The organism is Roseivirga sp. E12, assembly GCF_017592825.1.
In the GTDB taxonomy this organism is placed as follows: Bacteria; Bacteroidota; Bacteroidia; order Cytophagales; family Cyclobacteriaceae; genus Roseivirga.
On sequence record NZ_JAGFMD010000001.1, the window covers coordinates 1 to 14,730 of the forward strand.

General features: G+C 42.0%; 15 protein-coding genes. 5 read left to right on the forward strand and 10 right to left on the reverse strand.

Translation table 11 applies throughout. From position 1 onward, the window contains the following. Nucleotides 1-90 precede the first annotated feature (90 nt). Together J4E76_RS00005 and J4E76_RS00010 are read right to left on the reverse strand one after the other, a co-directional pair. On the reverse strand, nt 91-282 hold the full coding sequence (locus tag J4E76_RS00005; protein ID WP_208500322.1) for a hypothetical protein: 192 nt from the start codon (nt 280-282) through the stop codon (nt 91-93). A gap of 107 nt (nt 283-389) precedes the next feature. After that, nucleotides 390-689: an antibiotic biosynthesis monooxygenase gene (locus J4E76_RS00010; RefSeq protein WP_208500323.1), complete on the reverse strand. Its 300-nt coding sequence runs from the start codon at nt 687-689 to the stop codon at nt 390-392. A 131-nt stretch (nt 690-820) separates the two neighbouring features. Between J4E76_RS00010 and J4E76_RS00015 the strand changes: the two genes are divergently transcribed. From J4E76_RS00015 to J4E76_RS00025, 3 genes are all read left to right on the forward strand, one after another. After that, nucleotides 821-1,627 carry a hypothetical protein gene (locus tag J4E76_RS00015; protein WP_208500325.1) on the forward strand — a complete coding sequence of 269 codons (807 nt, stop codon included), beginning with the start codon at nt 821-823 and terminating at the stop codon, nt 1,625-1,627. A gap of 74 nt (nt 1,628-1,701) precedes the next feature. Next, nucleotides 1,702-2,625: a glycoside hydrolase family 18 protein gene (locus tag J4E76_RS00020; RefSeq protein ID WP_208500327.1), complete on the forward strand. Its 924-nt coding sequence runs from the start codon at nt 1,702-1,704 to the stop codon at nt 2,623-2,625. Between the two features lie 248 nt (nt 2,626-2,873). Further along, nucleotides 2,874-4,757, forward strand: coding sequence for a lipopolysaccharide assembly protein LapB (locus tag J4E76_RS00025; RefSeq protein WP_208500328.1), 1,884 nt, complete (start codon nt 2,874-2,876; stop codon nt 4,755-4,757). A gap of 18 nt (nt 4,758-4,775) precedes the next feature. Here the strand turns inward: J4E76_RS00025 and J4E76_RS00030 are convergent, their stop codons facing one another. The 6 genes from J4E76_RS00030 to rluF form a co-directional block, all read right to left on the reverse strand. Beyond that, entirely contained in the window at nt 4,776-8,084 is a 3,309-nt protein-coding gene (locus J4E76_RS00030; RefSeq protein ID WP_208500330.1) for an amidohydrolase family protein, read from the reverse strand. A 665-nt stretch (nt 8,085-8,749) separates the two neighbouring features. Beyond that, complete coding sequence (locus J4E76_RS00035; protein WP_208500331.1) at nt 8,750-9,268, reverse strand: DUF1697 domain-containing protein; 519 nt, start codon at nt 9,266-9,268, stop codon at nt 8,750-8,752. Between the two features lie 277 nt (nt 9,269-9,545). Beyond that, nucleotides 9,546-10,322, reverse strand: coding sequence for an alpha/beta fold hydrolase (locus tag J4E76_RS00040; protein ID WP_208500332.1), 777 nt, complete (start codon nt 10,320-10,322; stop codon nt 9,546-9,548). A 74-nt stretch (nt 10,323-10,396) separates the two neighbouring features. After that, the gene (locus J4E76_RS00045) at nt 10,397-10,975 is read right to left on the reverse strand and encodes a TetR/AcrR family transcriptional regulator (RefSeq protein WP_208500333.1); all 579 of its coding nucleotides are present in this window, start codon (nt 10,973-10,975) and stop codon (nt 10,397-10,399) included. A gap of 214 nt (nt 10,976-11,189) precedes the next feature. Then, a complete protein-coding gene (locus J4E76_RS00050; protein ID WP_208500334.1) occupies nt 11,190-11,621 on the reverse strand; it encodes a hypothetical protein in 432 nt (143 codons plus the stop codon). Between the two features lie 21 nt (nt 11,622-11,642). Continuing rightward, complete coding sequence (gene rluF / locus J4E76_RS00055; protein WP_208500335.1) at nt 11,643-12,377, reverse strand: 23S rRNA pseudouridine(2604) synthase RluF; 735 nt, start codon at nt 12,375-12,377, stop codon at nt 11,643-11,645. A gap of 125 nt (nt 12,378-12,502) precedes the next feature. On the opposite strand from rluF, the gene J4E76_RS00060 reads away from it, so the two are divergent. Further along, entirely contained in the window at nt 12,503-12,844 is a 342-nt protein-coding gene (locus J4E76_RS00060) for a nuclear transport factor 2 family protein (protein ID WP_208500336.1), read from the forward strand. Between the two features lie 175 nt (nt 12,845-13,019). Beyond that, the gene (locus tag J4E76_RS00065; RefSeq protein WP_208500339.1) at nt 13,020-13,889 is read left to right on the forward strand and encodes a bile acid:sodium symporter family protein; all 870 of its coding nucleotides are present in this window, start codon (nt 13,020-13,022) and stop codon (nt 13,887-13,889) included. Here J4E76_RS00065 and J4E76_RS00070 read toward each other — a convergent pair. Together J4E76_RS00070 and J4E76_RS00075 are read right to left on the reverse strand one after the other, a co-directional pair. Then, the gene (locus J4E76_RS00070; protein WP_208500341.1) at nt 13,886-14,380 is read right to left on the reverse strand and encodes a DUF2589 domain-containing protein; all 495 of its coding nucleotides are present in this window, start codon (nt 14,378-14,380) and stop codon (nt 13,886-13,888) included. The two genes, J4E76_RS00065 and J4E76_RS00070, sit on opposite strands and share 4 nt — an antisense overlap. Then, on the reverse strand, nt 14,377-14,727 hold the full coding sequence (locus J4E76_RS00075; RefSeq protein WP_208500343.1) for a hypothetical protein: 351 nt from the start codon (nt 14,725-14,727) through the stop codon (nt 14,377-14,379). The genes J4E76_RS00070 and J4E76_RS00075 overlap by 4 nt, the downstream gene beginning before the upstream one ends. Between the last annotated feature and the right edge of the window lie 3 nt (nt 14,728-14,730).

Here is a 14,730-nt window from a genome sequence, read left to right on the forward strand (position 1 = left end):
AATCACCTAATCACCTAATCACCTAATCACCTAATCACCTAATCACCTAATCACCTAATCACCTAATCACCTAATCACCTAATCACCTAATCACCCAGCCACACCATCACCGTCAATGTCTTGACCCAGGTGCTTTTCCAAGGCCTTCAAAGTCTTGATGAGTAATACCTGTGTATCGTGCAGTTCATTTTCCAAATGAGCAACTCTTTCCTCAAGCGTACTTGCTCTGTCCTTTTGTTCTTCAATTTGACTTTGTTGGATAAGGTCCCAGAATAATCCCATGTTCTATTTGTTTGATGTCTACTGTCATACGTAAGATAGGGAATGCAGACAATAAATTAGACCCATCGGATTTCGGTTAGTTTGAATGGCTAAAAGCATTCAGTCATTTAAAGAATCACCTCATAATGCTGAACAGTTTTATCAAAGGAGACCATCATTAGCTGAGCTTCTTCAGGCACCATGGCCTTTTCGATATCCTCTCCTGCAAATGCTTTAATGGCATCGAGATCTTCCCACAAAGTGATCACTAAAAACTCAAGGCCCTTCGAAGTCTTTCTTTTCAAAATATCAGCATGGACAAAGCCTGGTAGTTTGCCTGCACTTTTAAAAACTACACCATTCAGAAAAGCAATGTACTGATCGTGCGCTTCTTCTTTAAGTATGCATTTCCACTGTCGAGATATCATAATAGGGGCGTTTTGGGGATATGGGCTAGTAGTCAATAGTATATACTTTCCAATATGGTTGTATTCATTGATAGACTTGTACTTTGTAGTGCTGAAATTGCCTTGGTAATTAACAATAAACACACACAATTATGGCAATTTACAAAGTTCAAAACCAATGGGGTGGAAACTCTGCTCCTTGGAACGATGGTGGCATCTGGGTTATGGGATGTCGAGACAATCAAAATGTAGTAGCTGTTGAGGCTAAATCTTCAGACAATGGAGATAACCTTACAGGTACTATGACCTATGCAGGTGAAGGCCCAATTGGCCTAAAGGCAGCAAGAAATGTTGGTAACAGCTATGCTGCCGAAAACCAGTGGGGAGGTAATAGTGCTCCTTGGCATGATGGAGGTGCATGGCTAGTTGGCTGCAGAGACGGTCAATTCGTTGTTGCATTGGATGTTAAGTCTGCTGATGGAGGCAAAACCTTCGAAGGTACCATGACTTATGCAGGTGAGGGACCAATCGGTTTCAAAGCTGAATTAGTAGAAGGTAGTGCTTACACTACGGAAAACCAATGGGGGGGCGATAGCGCACCTTGGCACCCAGGTGGTGTGATGGTTTTAGGTAGAAGAGGCGGTCAAAACCCTAACGGCTATGACATCAATTCTGGTGACGGTGGTAAATCATTTGATGGTACAATGAATTATGAGGGTGAAGGCCCAATTGGATTCATTGGTCAGCGAACTGGTTGCTGGAACACCTATGATGTGCAAAACACTTGGGGTGGAACTGGACAGAAGCATCCTGCTGGTGATTTTGTAGTTGGTGCCCGCAATGGTCAGGCGACTGTAGCTTTAAACCTTTCTTCCAAAGATGGAGGTAAGAGCCTTCAAGGGACTATGACCTATGCAGGTGAAGGCCCAATTGGTTTCAAGGGAACCTTGTTGGCATAAGCCTAACAATCAGTAATAAAGCCGCTATGTTAACGATAGCGGCTTTTAAATTTTAAACCTTAACAAGATTAAAAATGGCAAATGATAAAATGGTAAACGCATGGCTTTTTCTGAATGAAGATGAGCCAAAAGTAAATGGTAAACCAGTGGCTTATAGCAACCCTCTTAGTTGCTTTCAGACTTTAATCAGCAATAATGTATATCAATCTGTTGATGTTTTGTTTCTCTGTTTCCTGACGACAGTAATACCTGAGGGTAGCCAATACGCGACTATTGAAATCGGTCAGGGCAGTCACCCAGATAATAAGACCAATGCCGATTATATGGCAATGATTAATGCTGACTCGAGAGCAAATAACCCTGACATTAAGGTCTGTGTTACTATGGGATACAATGGAGGTACTTATTCCAGAATATTTCAGAACTCCGGAAAGCCTAACCCTAATAATCCTGGCTCTAATATCACAGATACTGACTGCGCTAGTGCTTTTGCAGTTGGGGTAGTGGAGTATTTGAAAGCAAATAATCTCGATGGCCTTGATCTCGACTGGGAATCTCCGGTAGATAGCGAGTTGACAACTGATCGAGTAGGACTATTGATCTCAGAGATAAGAGCAGCCATGAATGCTTCAGGAGATAATTATCTGTTTACAGTTTCTCCAGCCTCTCCTGGTACGCTCGATGGTGATGCGGTGAATAAACACATTGACTTCTTAAACCTACAGCTATACTCTGGTTTTACTTTCCCGAGTGACTATACCAGCGCTCCGTATAATATTGAACAATCATTACTCGCATACGGTGCCAAGTTTGAAAACAATGGGCAGGGTACAAATGGAGATCCTACTTATTGGGCGGGTTATCAAACTGCTCAAAATGCCTATGACGGCTACCAAAGTGGGGGTTATAAAATAGCTACTCAGTGGAGACTCAACTCTGAAAACTTCGGTACAGAGCAAAACAGTCAAGTGGAGCTTTATAAACTCATTAAGGGTTAGTCTCCTTAATTTAGTTGAAGAAGGAAGTCGCGGATATTGCATCTGCGGCTCTTTCATTTTACTCCTTATCCATCTGGCCTGGTTTATTTTTCCTAGGTGAGGCCTAATTATTAAAAGAGGCCCCCTGATCACTCAAGTCACTCAATTCCCGAATTCTTCATAAAAACCTCACATTTTTAATGCTCGATTTAGGGCAGATATTACTTCTTTGGCTGAACAAAAAGGTCATAAAAGTCAAATATCTCTATATGCGGTTATCAAAAGGATTACTTCTATTTATTATTCTCAATACCGGCTGCTTAAGCATGAGCCAGGAGTCACAGGTAGCGGCTAATGGAGATATTGTAGCAGCCAAGAAGGCATACAATCAGACGGATGCCGACAAAGCCTATCGGCTTTTCAATGCATTGTGGCAAAGTGAATCTGCTCCTCAGGTTGACAGACTGGAAGCAGGTAGACATTTGGCCAAATTGAATTTCAGGCAGTTTGACGAACCTGAGAAGGCAATTGAAATCCTTGATGATTTGATCGCAGAAGAACAGGAAGTCGGCTTAGCTTATACCCTAAAGGCAAGAGTACTATCAGAACAAGGAGAATATGAGACAGCTGTCGAATGGGCGGAGAGAGCAGTTGAGGCCAGTAATTCTGAAATACAGCATATAAAAGCAGCATTCGTCTATGGTCATAACGTGCTCATGCAGGCCAGAGAAGATGTTTTTACAATAGGAAGGGTTTCGGATAAAGTCATGGCTACTTTAGCCATTTCTCATCAAAAGCTGGGTGGGTGGCTTGAGGGAAGAAAGGATAACAGTGATTTAGCAAGGCTTTACTTAGGGCATTCCATATTACTAGACAATGGAGCCGAAGCGTTGAGGGCCTGGAGGTTATTCTTTCGCCTAAAGGAAGGAGATGAAATTCACAAGACCCTTTTAAAAGATTACGAAGCCTTTGAGAGGGAATTAAATTCCTCGATCAAAACTGATAAGACAATCATCAAGTCCTTGGCAGAATCCGGCTTTGTAGAGTATGCCTGGGTGTTGTCAAATCTGCAATCAAATAAAGGTCTTCTTCAGGATGAAGAGGTTAAGGAGATCGGCAAATATTATGAGTATTTAAGACGACTTGAAAAAACGCTAACCACCTTCTACAGAAGTACGGTTGATGGGAATAGCAAGCCTCAAGACTTACGCGATGAGTTCAATAGAGATAGTCGTTGGCTGTGGGATCAATTGACTTGGCCGACTGGTAAACCCAGTTATTCTCAATCTCAATTTATTAAAACTGTAGCTGAGCGGTTCAAAGGGAGAATTCTATTCAATACCGTCAGTGGCTTTTATGGGCTCCATGTTGGACAAATTATATTGGATGATAGGAGAACAATCAACCAATATGATCAGTCTGCCGAATTCAGATATATTTTGTTAGATCACATGCTGTCGAATGGGTATACCACCTGGTTTGCTGATGGAGAGAATTCTGTCGGAGGCTGGGCTACAACGCAAGGCTACTTTGTTCAGGTCCGTTCGGACTTAAATCGGGAGATTACAGGTGTATGGTCGATATTAAATGACCCTTCTGAAAAACGGAAGATGGAAGATCGAATGGAGAGACTGTCCCAGAATGAAGAGAGTATGTTGAGAACTCAGCCGGTGAGATATTTGCCAGGACTCCGACTCCGAATATTGCTTAGGGAATGCCAAAACATAGTCGATTCATTAGAACATGCGGGCTTGAAGGGAGATGCATTAAGATATTCGTTTATCACCCATATGGAACGGATTGGTCAAGATTCGAAAATTTACGCCCATGAAGGTCGCCATTCAATAGACATGAAGTATGGACTGGTTTCGGGGTCAACGAACCTGGAGTTTACCGCAAAGCTTTCGGAGGTGTACTTTTCGGAGAAGCCTCTGCTCTTTTTAGCTTCCATACTGAATTCAAGTATGGGTAACGGTACTTCTCATGGGGATGCTAATCAAAGAGTTTTTGAAGAGTTGGTTCAATGGATGGAAACTAATGCTGCGGCTATTCCTGACTTTGACTCATCCAAGCCAACCATGCTGCAAATTGAGATTCTAACAGATAAACAACTAAAAATGGCCATCAGATCATTTGATCCAATGGCCAATTAATGGAATGATTTTCTATGACTACTTCTTAATGCCTGGTACGCCCTTTGGTGCATACTCTTGCCACCATAGCTTTGGCATCTTCTTTTGTGCTGGATGAACTTCGTCTAGCGTATTTCCTTCATATAGTCTGCCATTGAACATTACATGACTGATGTCCTTAGAGTTCTTGATGTTGTCTAAAGGATTACTATTGAGAATCACTAGATCAGCGAGTTTACCAACTTCCAGAGTACCAAGATCTTGGTCTAGGCCGATCGCTTCAGCTCCGATGATTGTCGCTACTCTTAACGCATCATATTCCTTCATGCCACCAGACTGCACAGCCCATAGTTCCCAGTGATAACCTAAGCCTTGCAATTGTCCATGACTACCAACACCTGCACGACCACCAGCCTCTACTAGATCTTTAGCAAAGCCAGACTGCTCCACATGCACATATTCCTCTTCCATAAACCAACCAGCATTTCTTCTTCTCGTGCGAGAATCAAGGTTAGAGTGTGGCATAAAGTGAGTCAGTTTTGCATCGCCATGAGGATTCTCAGTAGCATAGAAATAGTTCTCTGTCCAAGGACCTCCATAGGCCACCAAAAGTGTGGGTGTATATACCGTTCTAGAAAATGCCACTAGATCGATCACGTCTTTGTATAGTGGGAAAATAGGGAAAGAGTGTTCATGTCCCGGATATCCATCAATGACTTGAGTGAGGTTGTTTTTGAAGTCAAGTCCACCCTCAGTAGTTGGCATAATGTTCTGCTCGTGAGCAGCCTGAATGATCCATTGACGTTGCTGTCTGTTTCCTGCACCATACATCTTAATGGTTTTGGTATTGTAATAAGCACTATATCGCTTCATTACTTTGCGCGCATGTTCCAGGCTACTGACATTTTCACTACTGAAAATACCAGGGCCAGTGGAGTAAATACGAGGGCCAATCAATTTACCAGCATCTACAAGGTCTCCGTACGTAAGCACGTCAGTAGTTGCAGTCTGAGGATCTCGTGTTGAAGTAACTCCAAATGCCAGATTGGTCAGATATGGCCAGAACTGTCCACGATGCAGGTTTACAGGATGACGGAAGTGGGAGTGAGTGTCTACAAAACCCGGTACAATGGTTTTGCCCGTCATATCCATTACTTTCACTCTTCTGCCAGCTTGGATATTCTTCCCGATTTGCTTAATACGGTTGTTTTCAATTAGAATGTCAGTATCCTCGAGCACTTCATTATTTTTCATTGTCAGTAGACGTGCATTTTTCAAAAGGATAGTTCCTTTCGGAATATCACGATCAGCCTTTACTTCAATTCTGCGCTCCGTTGGCTCATAATTTTTTGGCTTATCTTCTTTCTTCTCTTCTCCCTTATCGTCATCCTTCTTGTCTTTTGGAGCATCTTTCTTTGCCTTATCATCAGCTGCTTTTTGCTCATCAAATGCCTTAGCATCTGTCAGGCTGTACATAACATGTGCATTGCCGACTGCCCAGTGAACAGTATTGTTATCCCAACTCCATGCAGGGAATTGACCACCAATATCTGTTAACTCTCTTGAAGGGAAGGCTGCATTTTTGGCATTAGCCACAGAAATAGTAGGAGCTTCAGCACTTACTTGAGGCACCGTTACCACATATAAGTTGGTCCCAACCGCGGCCAGGGCCTGATCTCCTTCACGGGCCATTTGAATCCATGAAGCTCTTGGTGCATTGGAAGATCCAGCCGCTGCTTTTCCTCTCACTTGAACATGCGCTTTTTCATCTGTACCATCCCATCGGATAGATGTCAAGCCTCTGAAGCTTGATAGGTAGATGCGGTCAGAACTTTTGACGAAGTGAGGGTTGCTGCGCCCATTCGTATAGCTTATGAAGTTATTCTTTGAGCCGTCAGCCGAAATCCAAATTAGATCGCTGGTGCCTCTAAATGCTGTTCTTTGTAGGGCTTCACGAAAGTCCTTGGTATTACCTTTGATGGCTACAATTCTACTGCCATCGTTGTTCCAGACTGGGCTTTGAAATACTCCATCTTCCTGATTCAGTTGTATAAGGTTTCTTCCATTGGGTCTCACCTTATAGATTTTTCCTCCTTCGGGCTGCCATGTTACAAAGGCTAGCCATTCTCCATCGGGTGACCACGCGGGTTCGGCTTGCGTTTCGTCTAAGTCTATCAATTTCTTTGGCGTTCCGTCAGGCAGGTCCATTAGGTATACCTCGTTCAGGGCCGTGAAGGCCATCTGCTTACCATCAGGAGATGGTGCAATGTCTCTGATTTGAGTGACTGTGAATTGCAGGTCGTCAGAGATTGGATAGTCAAAGTCTAATTCAGGACCCAGTTCAATTTTGCTATTTACTCGAAAGGGAATTTCAACCGCTGTCTTGTTACTCACATTGATCTTATGAATCTTTCCTCCGTAAGAAATAACGATGTGCTGATTGTCAGGGGTCCATGAAAAACCAGGGAGTACATCTCTTGAAGCTCTCGATTCCTGATCATCATGTTGGATAGGGTAGGCCAACCAACTCTCATCTCCAGTGGTCAAATCCCTGAGAATTAATCCTGTTTCGGCATCATGTCGTGTAGCGTAAGCCAACCATTTGCCATCGCTGCTTGGTGTTGGACGAAAGGCGGAACCATAACGTGAAGTTTGTGTGATTTGCTCACCAGTAACACGGTCGTAACGTGATATTTGATACTGAGGCATTGGCGCATTATAAGTCCAAGAGCCATTTCTGCGTGAATACCAGACATATCGATCGTTATCGCCAAATGCTCCTTCGAGCATTCTTAACTGGTTCGGTTCTTTGACAAGTGCCGTACCAGAACCTCCATCGACATGGTAGAGCCATATTTTATGAGAGCTCCTTGCTTGCTTAGAAGCTATCATGTATTTGCCATCAGGAGACCACTCAGGGCCTTGGTAAGCATTGGTGTTTCCTTTGGTAATCTGTTTTTTCTCTTTGGAATCAACTTCAACAGTCCATACGTTTTCTCCCCCTGATTCGTCAGAAATGTAGATGACTTTAGTGCCATCAGGACTAAAGCGGGGCTGTGAATCAAATTGCATGCCCTCAGTCAACTGAGTGGCGGTGCCACCAGAAATAGGCATTGTGTAGAGGTCGCCCAGAAAGTCGAAGACGATAGACTGTCCATCAGGACTAACATCCAGTGCAATCCACGAGCCTTCAGTCAGGTCGAACTCAAAGGTTCTTCCAACTTCTAGAGGCAGGCCTTTATTCTTCTTCTTTTCTGATTTGGTGGTGTCTTTCTTGGCAGGGGCATCTTGTGCTACTGCGGTAAAAGTGAAGGTCAAGGCCAGTAGGGCCATGAATAGCTTTTTCATTGTTGATTGGTTGGTTAAAAAAAGTCTCTCCAATGTAATTGTATTCAAACTAGAAGCCAAAGGGCTTTGGGATGAGAGGCGTGTTGGGTATTGGTTAGTGAGTATTGCGTAGTAAGTAGTGAGTAGAGCGTACTTACCATCAGAGTCTTCCGATCGTCAGCCTTTCTCCATCAGCGTCTTTTCACTATCAGAGTCTTCCGGTCGCGAGCCTTTCACCATTTTCACCATCAGAGTCTTCCGTAGGAGACTCTGATGAATAATCTTCCACAGCATACTCTGATGAATAATCTTCGGAAGGAGACTCTGATGAAAAGGTTGTTTAGGCTTAATTATTATTAATGCCTTTTAGTCCTTTTTAGGGCAGGTAATGAATAACTTCAATCAAGTAAAAGGAGTAAATGATATGATCAATTTCTATAATAAGTTCAAGAAAAGCCTGGCCAAGGGAACGGGCTGCAATTTTAAAATCATGATGCTGGTGGTCATGGGGTGGCTTGCTTACCAAGTTGTAGAGCCACTTGTGTAATTCGAGGAGCTTAGGAGACCATCTCAATCGGTCACAAGCCATCAGAGTCTTCCACAGGCGACTCTGATGAAATACTCTTCCACCATTTCCCACTATCAGAGTCTTCCGCAGGCTACCCTGATGAACGCCTTTGGATAGCTTATCCTATCATCCCAATCAGTTTGTTGATGGTGTTGAGGTTTCTAGCAGTTATGGTTACATCCTTGAAGGTCCGCCCCATTTTTTCCGCAAGCTTAGACCTTCCAATACCATCAGGCGCATATAGGTAAAATACTTTGTCAATAAGTTGATATTCCTCCGAAGGAGCCTTCAGTCCATCTAAGAACTCATAATCGACAGATTGGGGTATTTGATCGCAAAAGAAGAAATGGAGTGCCTTGCCAACTTCAGTTTGGAAAGGGGAGTTTGCAGCTGCAGCCTTTAATTCATCCTCGCTTAGCACAAATACTGAAGGCTTAAAGCCAAACTTGCCATCAATTAAGTCTGCAATTTGATCTCCAGCTCTAGTCTCGTTTTTAAAAACCACATTCCCGCTTTGGATATATGTCTTAACATCCGAAAAGCCATTGACTTCCATAAGAGCAACAAGCTCTTTCATCGGGACGATGTTATTGCCTCCAACGTTTATTCCTCTAAGTAATGCGATCCAGGTTTTCATGTTGGAAGTTCAATAGTTTTGATCGATTTCAGCAAGTTTCTTGCTTGATATTTATTTCTCCCTAAGGTAAACCTCCGGAAGACAAGGGGGAAAGTGGTGTTTCTCACCATCAGAGTCTTCCGCAGGCGACTCTGATGCATGAGGTATAGTCTTCCTTAGGAGATTCTGAGTAGGGTTTTTCGTGAATATTTATTGTTGGTGGTTACATCAGTAATGGCTGGAATTGTCAAACGACTCACTTCAGAGATCGCAAGCCGTTTGACAGATTTATCCAATATTAATGGGCTAATAGGTGAGCTTCCATGAGTTGAACTGTGTAAATCGGAACTTGCTGCATGGGATAGTGGCCAGCATTTGAGACACCGCTAAAACTCACGTTTTCAAATTGTTGGAAAGCTTCTCGTTGTCCCTTTTCTCGCCATTGTTCTAAATCATCTTCGCCATAGATGATCAATATTGGTTTAGTTGTTCCTTTCATTTCCTCAGAGAAGTCTTTAGTCAACCATTCGTCCATGTAGCTTTTCATCGCAGCCTGATTTGTTTGTGCATGTAATCTTTCCGCCCTTTTAAGGTTCCATATTTTAGGCAGTTTATCTGAGACAAGCATGCCATAACCTGTGGCAGCTACATCGGGATTCGTGATAATTTGACTGAAAAAGGCTTTTGTGTCGTCATCAACCTTAAAACCAGCAGAAGATACCGGAGTAATACCAACCATCGCTTTTATACGGTTTGTCTTGTCTTGGAGGATGGCTTTCTGAGCGGCCATGCCTGTCATAGAATGCCCTACTAAATAGAATTCGTGCCAGTCCAACGCATCCGCGACTTTGAAGATGTCGGAAGCGATTTCATCAATCGTAAAATCGCCATTGATGTCTTTCGAATGGCCATAACCTCTAACATCTACAAAGGCGTATGTAAATTCTGATGTGTTGAGATAGTTGACAGCAAGGGCCCAGTTCCCCTCAATATCACCCATCCAGTCATTAGTAATAATTACTTTTTTCGCACCGTAACCTTTTAGGGCGTAGGAGGGAATCATTGTTTTTTTCATGATGATTTGGTTTAAATGAGTATTAAAAGTTTGTTTATATAAGTAAGCAATCGCTTACTTATTGAGTAAAAAAATTATTTGATAGAGTTCATGGTAAAGTCTACAAAGTCGAGCAGTGCTTTTTCATCTCGAACTTTAACAGTAACTGTAAGTCCTTCGGTGCAGCCTATCAGATAATTAGATAGCTTGACGAGATCTGTATTTTTGGCTAGTTTACCTTTGGATTTGGCTTTAGTAAGCAAGTCGAAAAAGGCCATATAAATCAAGTCAAAATAGCTATCGAGCCTCTCCTTAACCTCTGGACTGGTTGTGCCAAATTCCATCGCAGTGTTTGCAAACAGGCAGCCATTTGGAGATTGTTTTGATTTGACAGCGACAATGAAATCTGTGAAGAAGGTTCTGATGTCTTCCAAATCTCCATCTGAGGCGAGTAAGGGTTTTAGAATTACCTCTTTGTTCAGTTGCTCGTATTGCTGTAAGGATTCGATGAATAATTGGTCCTTGCTTTTAAATTCGGCATACAAGGTTCTCTGGTTGATCCCCATTTTGTCTTCCAGCATTCTGGCTGAGGTGTTTATAAACCCATTATCCCAGAAAGCCTTCATGGCTTTTTCTAACACTTCTTGACGCTTGTATTTTTTTGATCGCCCCATACGTATATAAATGTAAGCGATCGCTTACTTAATTACAATCAAAATGAAGCTTGATGTGAATTATGTTTGGAATAGGTAATTGGGAAGTTGGGTAATTAGGGAAATGGTGTTTAGGGATTTACTACCATCTCACCATCAGAGTCTTCTTTAGGAGACTCTGAGTAGGTTTTTTCGTGGGTGTTTATTGTTGGTGATAAGACCAACAATGGCAGGGTTATAATTTATCATCCTTAGTTTCAAGGCTAATAAAATTGCTTTTATTCATACTAAGAATAATAATCAGTAAGACTGGAATTCCACTCATGGCCAACCAACCCCAGAAATAATCGTCTCCACCATTAAGTATACCTGAAACAAAAACTATTAAAGCTTGCCCTGAGAACATTATCAAAAATGTCGAAAAATATAACTTCCATGGTTTGAGTGAGAAATAAAAAGCTAAACACCCAATAACAATTAGCAGGGTATTCAAAACGATCGCTGCATTTTCAACAACTTCAGAATTTGTATTAGCGCCAAACGGCAAGGCTAGCAAATATGATAATCCACCATTTAGGTATAATAGAATTATTTGAGTGACCGGAAAAATGGTTAACCCAACAGTAATTGAGATACCTAAAAATGGGCTTCTTAATAATAGCTTCATATTACAATCAAAAGCCTAATCTTAATCATGCGTTTTAGCCGAGTCAGAAACCAGTCGATTGATTTCTTTCAATTCTTTCTCAGTGAGGTCACGCCATTTACCTACGGGCACATCAAGGCCCACATTCATAATGCGGGTTCTCTTTAGTTTGGTTACCCGATAGCCGAGGTACTCACACATTCTTCTGATTTGACGGTTAAGGCCTTGTGTTAATACAATTCGGAATCTGAAGTCACTCAATACTTCGACTTCACATTTTCTTGTGACAGTTTCGAGGATAGGAATGCCATTGCTCATCTTTTTGGCAAAGTCTGGACGGATGCGCTTGTTCAACGTTACCATGTATTCCTTCTCGTGATGATTTCGTGCACGGAGAATCTTGTTGACAATGTCACCGTCATCGGTTAAGAAGATTAGCCCTTCACTTGGTTTGTCTAGTCGCCCAATAGGGAAGATGCGCGAAGGGTAGTTGATAAAATCAATGATATTATCTTTTTCAACACCCACATCTGTAGTACATACAATGCCAACAGGCTTATTGAAAGCAATGTAAACATTCTTCTTGGCCTTTGGCCCAGAGATCAATTCACCATTAACATGAACTTCATCTCCCTCAATTATTTTCGTCCCCATTTCAGGAACCTTACCATTGATGGTGACCTTACCTTGTTCTATTAGCTTGTCTGCTGCTCTTCGAGAGCAATAACCAACTTCGCTAAGGTATTTATTGATACGGGTGGACTTGATTTCTGACATTTCAAAAGTGTAGCGTCAAAATTAATTGATTATCTCTGAAATCTATGTTGACCGCTTATAGTGAAGTCTATTGTTTATCAAAAGAATAGACATACTTTGAAGATTGAACCAACCAATATAGAATAATGACCACCGAAGAAGTATTGAACCATCATCTTGAAGCCTTCTCTGAAGGGAGTGCGGATAAGGTAATGGAAGATTTTACAGATGAATCTGTACTTATTATTCCAGAAGCAACATTGACTGGAAAAGAAATCATCCATGGAGCTTTCACAGAGTTTTTTGATAGTATTTTCAAACCTGGAACCTATGAATTTACCATGGACCGTGTGGAGATTTCGGGAGATATAGCCTACATCGTTTGGCATGCCACGACATCCGCGGGAGAGGTAAAAATGGGAACGGACACATTATATGTGAAGGACGGAAAAATTGCTGTACAGACATTTGCTATGTACGTAGAGTAAATGATAGTCTGAGATTATGGAATATAATAGTGAAGGTTGGGTTTTACCGTATTGGTAAACCTGCCTTTTGAGAATGGATTCATAACCTTGAGGCTCATAGCTTGAAGCTTTCGGAAGATTGACTAAGTTTTATATCTTGAGACTTTGAATCAATACTTATAGACACTTCTAGGACATGGATCAACTATCAACCATTATTCTCGGTGCTTCTCTGTTTATCATCATGTTGGGCATGGGGCTTTCTCTTGTGACGGATGATTTTAAGCGAGTGCTGGTTTACCCCAAGGCAGTTATCGTAGGCCTGGTAAGTCAGTTAATCTTATTGCCGATTATTGGGTATGGCGTGGCGTCCCTCTTCGATGTTCGACCAGAGATTGCAGTGGGAATTATGATCCTTGCAGCCTGTCCTGGTGGGCCTACTTCGAATCTAATTGCCCATATGGCGAAGGGAAATACAGCCCTATCGGTTACGTTAACGGCTTTTAGTAGCTTCATTACTATTCTCACCATTCCTTTTATCGTCAACTTTGCATTAGAAAAGTTTATGGGGCAGAGTGAATTCATCAAGCTCGATGTTATTCAAACAATCCTTCAGGTAATGGTCATCATCATTATCCCGATTGTCATTGGTATGATGATCCGTAAGTACAAAACTGCCTTTGCCATGAAAATGGAGAAACCAGTACGAATTGCTTCTGGTGTGGTGATTATGCTGGTGATTGTAGGATTGTGTGTTAAGGAAAAGGACAATATGATTCCTTACCTGCAAGAAGCCGGACTTGTGTCACTTGTGCTTAATGTAGTGACCATGTTTGTGGGTTACCGCATAGCGAAACTCTTCAGTTTGAATGATAAATCTGCCGTTTCCATTGCAATAGAGTCAGGTATTCAGAATGGCACTTTGGCGATATCGATTGCCATCGTACTGCTTAACAATTCAGAGTTTGCGATAGCACCAGCCGTTTACGGCTTGTTAATGTTCTTAACAGGGGGCGTTGTCATTTACTGGTCGAGTAGGAAGTTTGCCAGGTACAAAAGCAACTAGCTAATCTGCCTCTTTAGGATAGATTCGTAACCTTCTACCAATACCTTAAGGCCTTCAGAAGTTTCCTGAGGAGTGATGGTAATTTCTAGCTTGGCACTGTTCTTCTTAGGCTTCTTTAGAAAGCTAAGACCGCTACTTTTCTTAGGAAAGTTGAGTTCAATTTCGCCATCAACAATTTCCATCTCAAAGTCAGCGGTCACAACTGCTTTTTCGACCTGAGACATCTGAAGAGGTACCAAGGTGATTAGGGGTACGTGTACCTCACTTGTAATTTCATTGCCAGCCGAATCGACACTGGGGTATTCAAGGATTACGGTTTTAGGGTCTAGTATTGTCTTTTTTGTTACCTCGTCAGTTTCTGGATCTTTTATTTCTCTGGTGTTCTCTTCAAAGTATTTGTCCAGTAGACCTACATTTTTATCCATCAACGAGTCACTCGCATTGATGATGGCATCATGTATGGCGTTTACGAATGATTTAAAACTGATCATATTTTTTGGGCTGACGTTTGAGGTATTGAAGTATAGGCATCCAGTATTTTGACAATACCCGGAGAAATACTCAAGGATTTTGGCTGGTGCTTGACGGTAGAACGCTGCAATTCTCCTGTACGAATCTTCGCGGTGTTCATTTGGTTCTTAATCAAGGGTGCTTCGGTCATGAGCATATATTCCAGTGAAGACAATGCTGTACCCACTTTGGGCTTCGACTGGAGTGTACCTTTTTTGTTAAAGGAAGACTTGACTGAGCTCGATTGAATGGACTCAGTAGCGGCTTTAATGCCTTTTTTCAGGAGCTTGTCCCGAATAGACTTGAACAAAGATTTGAATTTGTTCATTGG

What these genes read in the sequence shown, in the direction of transcription:
- J4E76_RS00075 (WP_208500343.1), bottom strand. Translation starts at nt 14,727, where the DNA reads ATGAACAAATTCAAATCTTTGTTCAAGTCTATTCGGGACAAGCTCCTG.
- J4E76_RS00010 (WP_208500323.1), bottom strand. Translation starts at nt 689, where the DNA reads ATGATATCTCGACAGTGGAAATGCATACTTAAAGAAGAAGCGCACGAT.
- J4E76_RS00040 (WP_208500332.1), bottom strand. Translation starts at nt 10,322, where the DNA reads ATGAAAAAAACAATGATTCCCTCCTACGCCCTAAAAGGTTACGGTGCG.
- J4E76_RS00050 (WP_208500334.1), bottom strand. Translation starts at nt 11,621, where the DNA reads ATGAAGCTATTATTAAGAAGCCCATTTTTAGGTATCTCAATTACTGTT.
- J4E76_RS00005 (WP_208500322.1), bottom strand. Translation starts at nt 282, where the DNA reads ATGGGATTATTCTGGGACCTTATCCAACAAAGTCAAATTGAAGAACAA.
- J4E76_RS00030 (WP_208500330.1), bottom strand. Translation starts at nt 8,084, where the DNA reads ATGAAAAAGCTATTCATGGCCCTACTGGCCTTGACCTTCACTTTTACC.
- J4E76_RS00065 (WP_208500339.1), top strand. Translation starts at nt 13,020, where the DNA reads ATGGATCAACTATCAACCATTATTCTCGGTGCTTCTCTGTTTATCATC.
- J4E76_RS00025 (WP_208500328.1), top strand. Translation starts at nt 2,874, where the DNA reads ATGCGGTTATCAAAAGGATTACTTCTATTTATTATTCTCAATACCGGC.
- rluF (WP_208500335.1), bottom strand. Translation starts at nt 12,377, where the DNA reads ATGTCAGAAATCAAGTCCACCCGTATCAATAAATACCTTAGCGAAGTT.
- J4E76_RS00060 (WP_208500336.1), top strand. Translation starts at nt 12,503, where the DNA reads ATGACCACCGAAGAAGTATTGAACCATCATCTTGAAGCCTTCTCTGAA.
- J4E76_RS00035 (WP_208500331.1), bottom strand. Translation starts at nt 9,268, where the DNA reads ATGAAAACCTGGATCGCATTACTTAGAGGAATAAACGTTGGAGGCAAT.
- J4E76_RS00015 (WP_208500325.1), top strand. Translation starts at nt 821, where the DNA reads ATGGCAATTTACAAAGTTCAAAACCAATGGGGTGGAAACTCTGCTCCT.
- J4E76_RS00045 (WP_208500333.1), bottom strand. Translation starts at nt 10,975, where the DNA reads ATGGGGCGATCAAAAAAATACAAGCGTCAAGAAGTGTTAGAAAAAGCC.
- J4E76_RS00070 (WP_208500341.1), bottom strand. Translation starts at nt 14,380, where the DNA reads ATGATCAGTTTTAAATCATTCGTAAACGCCATACATGATGCCATCATC.
- J4E76_RS00020 (WP_208500327.1), top strand. Translation starts at nt 1,702, where the DNA reads ATGGCAAATGATAAAATGGTAAACGCATGGCTTTTTCTGAATGAAGAT.